The organism is Thermophagus xiamenensis (assembly GCF_900112795.1).
GTDB classification, from domain to species: domain Bacteria; phylum Bacteroidota; class Bacteroidia; order Bacteroidales; family Marinilabiliaceae; genus Thermophagus; species Thermophagus xiamenensis.
The window spans coordinates 84,766-91,278 of the sequence record NZ_FONA01000020.1; the positions used below are offsets into that span (position 1 = coordinate 84,766).

At 39.0% G+C, this 6,513-nt stretch carries 5 protein-coding genes and 1 pseudogene; all 6 read left to right on the plus strand.

From position 1 onward, the window contains the following. Positions 1–225 precede the first annotated feature (225 nt). A complete protein-coding gene (locus tag BM130_RS12155; protein WP_010526595.1) occupies positions 226–2,046 on the plus strand; it encodes a rhamnogalacturonan lyase family protein in 1,821 nt (606 codons plus the stop codon). Positions 2,047–2,084: 38 nt separating this feature from the next. After that, complete coding sequence (locus BM130_RS12160) at positions 2,085–3,209, plus strand: class II aldolase/adducin family protein (RefSeq protein WP_010526596.1); 1,125 nt, start codon at positions 2,085–2,087, stop codon at positions 3,207–3,209. 460 nt (positions 3,210–3,669) lie between these two features. Continuing rightward, positions 3,670–4,857, plus strand: coding sequence for an IS256 family transposase (locus BM130_RS12170; RefSeq protein ID WP_010526598.1), 1,188 nt, complete (start codon positions 3,670–3,672; stop codon positions 4,855–4,857). A gap of 575 nt (positions 4,858–5,432) precedes the next feature. Then, positions 5,433–5,777, plus strand: coding sequence for an IS66 family insertion sequence element accessory protein TnpA (tnpA, locus tag BM130_RS12175; protein ID WP_074964394.1), 345 nt, complete (start codon positions 5,433–5,435; stop codon positions 5,775–5,777). 3 nt (positions 5,778–5,780) lie between these two features. Further along, positions 5,781–6,131, plus strand: coding sequence for an IS66 family insertion sequence element accessory protein TnpB (gene tnpB / locus BM130_RS12180; RefSeq protein ID WP_010526600.1), 351 nt, complete (start codon positions 5,781–5,783; stop codon positions 6,129–6,131). Positions 6,132–6,203: 72 nt separating this feature from the next. Beyond that, positions 6,204–6,513, plus strand: a pseudogene (locus tag BM130_RS12185) (hypothetical protein); the annotation flags it as partial.

Sequence of the window (6,513 nt, forward strand, 5' to 3'; positions counted from 1 at the left end):
ACTATATAGGATAATTTTCCTATGATAAATTACCTGTTTTAGATACCAAACTAAAAGATGAATCCAAATATAAACAGAATATACTGAACTTTAATGTTTTATGTGTCTGTGAATTAGAGCCTGACACGCTTCCCAGAAAATAGAGATTTTTGTTGAATTAGAATGTGCCACCCCAAAGGTGTTATGGCATTTTTACCGGGTAAAAAAATATAATTTTCACTGAATATGACATTCAATCAGGCCATTAAGGGACTTTTTCTTATTTTCTTTAGCATTTCGGATGTTGTTTTAGCTCAGGACTTGCGTGAAAGAACTTATCTGTATGAAGTTTTGGATCCTCAACACCGTGAAAAGCCACTTGTTGATGGGTGGGCCGATAAACGTCCGCAGGAGAGGATCAACCGGGGGTTGATAGTGCAAGAGACTCCTGACGGTGGTGTTTATTTGTCATGGAGATTACTTAATAGTGATCCTGAAGGGGTTTCATTTAATGTTTTCCGTACAGATGATAACGGGAAAGAAATCCGCTTGAATAAAAAACCCATAGTTTCAACCACCGACTTTTTAGACTATAAAGTGGAAAATTTATCAGAAGCCAGATACCGGGTGGAAACCAGTGTAGATGTTATAGATTTTGGAGTCTCGGAAGAGAAACGGGTTATACCGCTTAGAGATCAATTGCCTTACATTTCGGTAAAATTAATGGAGGATTGCGATCCTAACAGAATTGCTGTTGCCGATTTAAATGGGGATGGAGACTTTGATTTCATTGTTAAACATCCCAATTATAGCATTGATCCTGGCGGTCGACCCAATATCGACAGTACCACTTATAAAATCGATGCCTATTTGAGTGATGGCACTTTTCTTTGGCGCAAGGATCTCGGGCTTGGAATTGAACCCGGTATATGGTATTCGCCCATGATAGCATGGGATTTAGATGGAGACGGAAAAGCTGAGGTGGCCTTGAAAACAGGACCCAATCACCGCGACAAAGATGGTCGGGTAAGAAATGGAGAAGAATGGGTTACTGTTCTGGACGGTATGACGGGCAAAGAGATTGCACGAAGTGACTGGCCACCTCGATCGGATCGTTACGGGGATTATAATCGCAACAATCGGAATCAAATAGGAATTGCCTTTCTTGATGGTAAAACACCGGCATTAATTGTAGCGCGTGGAACCTATAAGCTGATGGTGTGTGATGCCTGGCAATTAAAAAACGGAAAATTGGATAAACTTTGGCACTGGGACGGGGATGAGGAGAATCCTGTAATCCGGAGTCAGGGGGCCCATTGGATGCAAAGCATAGATTTGGATGACGATGGCAGGGATGAGATTGTCCTTGGGTCTGTGGTTCTTGATGATAATGGAACTGCCTTATGGTCTACAGGACTTGGACATCCCGACAAGGTTTTTGTGACTGATATAGACCCGGAACGTCCAGGACTGGAAATATTTTATGCTATTGAACCTTTCCATAAAGACGGAAGAGGGGTTTGTTTGGTTGATGCAAAATCCGGAAACCCTGTTTGGGATATTGGAATAGAAACGTTTCATGTGGGCGATGGGATGGTTGCCGATGTTGATGCCTCCATACCTGGTTTGGAATGTTTCGCCTCTGAAGACCCCAAAGGAGGGTCACATGCCAATTATATGCGGACAGCCAAGGGAGAGAAATTCGGCAGTCCTGATGATTTTCCTGGATGCAGGAACTGGATTTGGTGGGATGCCGATCTGCTGCGTGAACCTATTATCGGTGGCAGAAGATACCGTAATAAAAATCTTTCTATTGTTAAATTTGGCGGAGAAGTTATTACCAATGGAATTGAAGGTCGACTTATGTTGATGGCCGATTTAATTGGAGATTGGAGGGAGGAATTAGTGACGGTTGAAAAAGGGGAAATAAAAATTTATTCTACCCTCATTCCAGCTAAAGATAAGCGTGTGTCTTTGATGCAGGATCCACTCTACCGCAATAATGTTGCTCACAGATCTATGGGGTATGAGCAATCACCTGTGCCCTCGTTTTATCTGGGTGAGTAATTGTTTATACAACTAAAAATCCAATAAACTTAAAAATGATGAGACAATCGATTCAGGAACTCATTGAAATTTCCAGAAAATTCGGGAAAGACAAAAGCTATACAATAGCCGGTGGTGGAAATACTTCCTTTAAAACCGATGAGGAAATGTGGGTGAAAGCCAGTGGTTTTGGATTGGCCAACATTTCGGAGGAAGGATTTGTCAGAATGGACAGGAAAAAACTGGAGGTCATTTCTTCTAAAGAATATAGTAGTGATCCTTTCAACCGAGAAAAAGAGGTTAAGGAAGATCTTGAAAACGCATGTATTGAAAGAGGTAAAAGGCCCTCAGTTGAAACTTCGCTTCATAATGCCATCAATTATTCTTTTGTGGTACATATGCATCCATACCTGATCAACGCTGTTCTTTGTGGTAATGAAGCTGAAACCACCGTTAGGAAACTTTGGGGTGATCAAGTGGTTTTTGTTCCTTATACCGATCCGGGATATGTGTTGTTTAAAAAGGTTGAAAATGAAATTTCCCATTTTGAGAATCAATTCGGAGCCGTTCCTAAAGTGATATTTTTGCAAAACCATGGGATCTTTGTCGGGGCTGATACGGTGGACGAGGTGGAAGAAATTTACAGGCAGATTATGGATGATATTATCCATTCCATACCTTTTGATGCACGTTCCTTTTCATTTTCTGATCTTTCTTTTGACATTGATAGAGAGTTGAAATTTCCTGCTAGCTTTTTAAGATCGAAAGGGTTGTCCTTCAAATCTCGAAATAATATTTTGATAGAAAGATTTTCAAAGAGTAAAGAACAGTTCAGGAAGATAAGCGCCCCATTTACTCCTGATGTGATTGTTTACTGTAAGTCCAAATATCTTTTTGTTGACGAGGACATGCAACATAACCCCTCTAATATAGAGAGAGCTATAAAAGCGTTCAATGTTGAAAACGGATTTTTCCCGAAAATTTTGCTTGTTCAGGGAAAAGGACTGATTGGCATTGGAGAGACCGAAAAGCAACTTAATAATGCCCTGGATGTATTTGAAGATCAAATGAAAATAGGTTGGTTCTCTGAGTTTTTCGGCGGTCCTCACAGTATGACTCCCTCGCAAATAGCTTTTATTGACACTTGGGAAGTTGAAAATTACCGTAGGAAAGTTTCTGAATAATGGTAATAGACAACTAAAGATTATTGTTTTTATCAGAATAATCTTAAAATATTGGATGTGACAGCTTAACGTTCAGTCTATACTTTTTATAAATTAGATTAATTTTATTAAACTGGACATTTAGTCTTCCTCGGAAATCGGACTGCTTAAAATTATACAAAATATTAATTTTACTGGAGTTTCCTCAAAAATTAATCAGGGAATAAAGATAACTGAAATTGGTTGTGATGAGGACCAATCCGGCTTTTAAAATCAGCAATACCATTCCTGCTATGTTTAAGAAGTTCATAAATACCATCGGCCATAGCATAGTTAAAGAAAGTTGGTACACCAAAGAACCTTTTTGAGAGGATAAATATTTTTTGTACGAGAGTGTAAAATAAACTCTGTCCATAAACTAATAAATATTAATATTGCAGTTAAGACAGACAAGAAAAAAGAGACACCCGAGTATCGAGCCATGCGCGATTTGGCCTTAGAACAATTACGAAGTGGAAAATCACTTACAGGCGAAGGAGGGGTTTTTGCACCCATCATAAAGGAATTTCTGGAAAGCGCTCTATCTGCCGAGATGGAAAATCATTTGTCGGAAGAAGAACGATCTAAGGGTAACAAGCGCAATGGGAAAGGCACCAAAAAAATAAAGACCGGCTATGGCACTATTTCTATAGAAACCCCACAAGATCGGCATAGCAGATTCGAACCGGAGATTGTCAAAAAACGGCAACGCATTCTTACTGATAGTTTGGCCCCCAAAATCATAGGACTATATGGAAAAGGAATGAGTTTAAGGGACATATCCTCTCATATAGCAGAGATGTACGATACAGAAGTATCACCCACAATATTAAGTGAAATAACAGACAGGATAATACCGCAAGTAAAAGAGTGGCAAAATCGCCCCTTAGACGATGTTTATCCCATCGTCTGGCTGGATGCGATGCACTACAAGGTAAAAGATGAAGGACGGGTTGTTAGTCGGGCAGTATATAATATTTTAGCCATCAATAAAGAGGGCAAGAAGAGCCTGATTGGCATGTATATATCGGAAAGTGAAGGTGCAAAGTTTTGGTTATCTGTATTAACTGATTTGAAAAATCGTGGTGTAAAAGATATATTAATAGCCTGCACCGATAATTTAAATGGTTTTTCAGAAGCAATATTGAGCGTTTTTCCAGATACAGAGATACAAAAATGTATCATTCACCAAATTCGCAATTCCTTGAAATATGTAGCGTCAAAAGACCAAAAATCCTTTATGAAAGACTTGAAAAAAGTATATCGTGCAGTCAATAAATCTGAAGCAGAAACAAAACTGATAAACTTAGAAGAACAATGGGGCAAAAAGTACCCTATTGTAATACGTTCATGGAATGAGAACTGGGAAGAACTTTCCAACTATTTTAAATATGATGAACCCATCAAGAAGCTGATATACACCACTAATGCTGTTGAGGGATTTCATCGCCAGGTAAGGAAAGTAACCAAAACAAAAGGAGCCTTTACCAGCGATATGGCACTTCTGAAGTTAATTTATTTAACCACTGAAAATATTGCAAAAAAATGGACCAGACCCCTTCAAAACTGGGCATTAACGCTACAGCAATTGTGTATTCAATTTGAAGGCCGTTTAAATCTTAAGGTTTGACATCCAATATTTTAATCGCAAAGATAGGTCGTCTTCAGAACCTGTCAAGGGTATATAAACGGCTTCGTGCCTCAGCCGCCCTTGACAGAACCTGAAAACTACCCAAATGAGCTTTTAAGAATTGGTTGAAAGAAAAAATATGAGTTATTTTGAGTTTCGAAAATTATACCGGACAGAGTTAAATTTACATTCCCGATTTCAATCTACAATACCTGAGTTTTTTGCTAAGCTTCACTTTTTGATTCAATATCAGTGTCAAAACATTCATCTTTTTTCCAAATATAAATCAATTCCAACAACTTTCATTGCACCTCTTTTACCGCTATAAGCGACTTCCCATTTTTGTCTAAAAAACTTTCGTTAAAGATCTTGTAATGAGATGAATATCTTATAGTGGTGTGAGCCGGGAAATTCATGGAATTCCGAATATAACTGTTCCCTTTTTCGATATTTTGGATTTTCCCTTCTATTTGTCAGATTATCTTATCTTGATAGTATCCACCCCACCGTATCCACCCCACCAACCCCATCTTTCCTGTCATGACAGTGGCTATTAGCTTTGTCACAAAAAAATCATGAAACACAGAAAATCTTTGAACCGTAGCATGTTTAAGCATGTGGTTCTACAGCAGGAAAGTGGTCAGACAATAGGAAGTTACGCCAAAGAAATTGGAGTAACACTCTCGAAAATGCAATACTGGGTAAGCAAATACAAAGCCCTTGAAAAGACTCAAAAAACAGAAAGCGACTCGGGCTTAAAGTTTATTAATCTTGGCATATTCGATATTCAGGAATCCATAGTGGATTCTATCGCCCCGGCAGAATCTTCGGCACCAACGCCGGAACCATTGCAACAAGATAACCGATGGCCCCAAATGACACTGACTTTTCCCAATGGCATGTGCCTGAAAATTTACTAACCCATGATAGGACTAAGTGCAAACTTAAAGTACTATTTGTGCTGCAACCCGGTTTATATGCGTAATGGCTTTGACGGACTTGCCGGAATTGTACGTAATGTGATGAAGCAGGATCTTGTAAGTGGTTCCGTCTTTATCTTTATCAATCGTGCCGGAACGCATATCAAACTCTTGTATTGGGACGGTGATGGTTTTGCCATGTTTTACAAACGCCTGGAACGAGGCAGATACTCTGTTGACCGGGGGGATAAACCGGCACCGTCACGACTTATTACCCGGGAAGAGTTGATGATGATTTTAGACGGTCTTTCCTTTAAAGATTTAAAACGAAAAAGGCGATTTAAAATCAGCTGATTTTTGTTGTTAAATAATTGAAAATATAGCATTAAAACTTTGTCAATCAAATATTTAATGCTATGTTTTTGTATGAAAAAACAGCACCAATCAAACATCCACACTGCTCAATTACAGGCCAGAATATCGGTTCTGGAAGCGATGCTTTTGGAGAAAGAAGCTGTTATTTCAAAGAAAGAAACTGTCATATCAGAGAAAGGCTCTCTTATTGAGAAGCTTAATCAGGATGTAGAGTATTTGGCTTTTCAGAACGACCAAATGCGTCGTTTAATATTCGGTTCCAAGCGAGAACGTTTCATCCCTGAGGTTCATCCCGATCAACTAACCTTGTCCTTTGAAGAAGAAGTGGCTGCTGTTTCCAAAACCATAAAAGAAGAGCAGG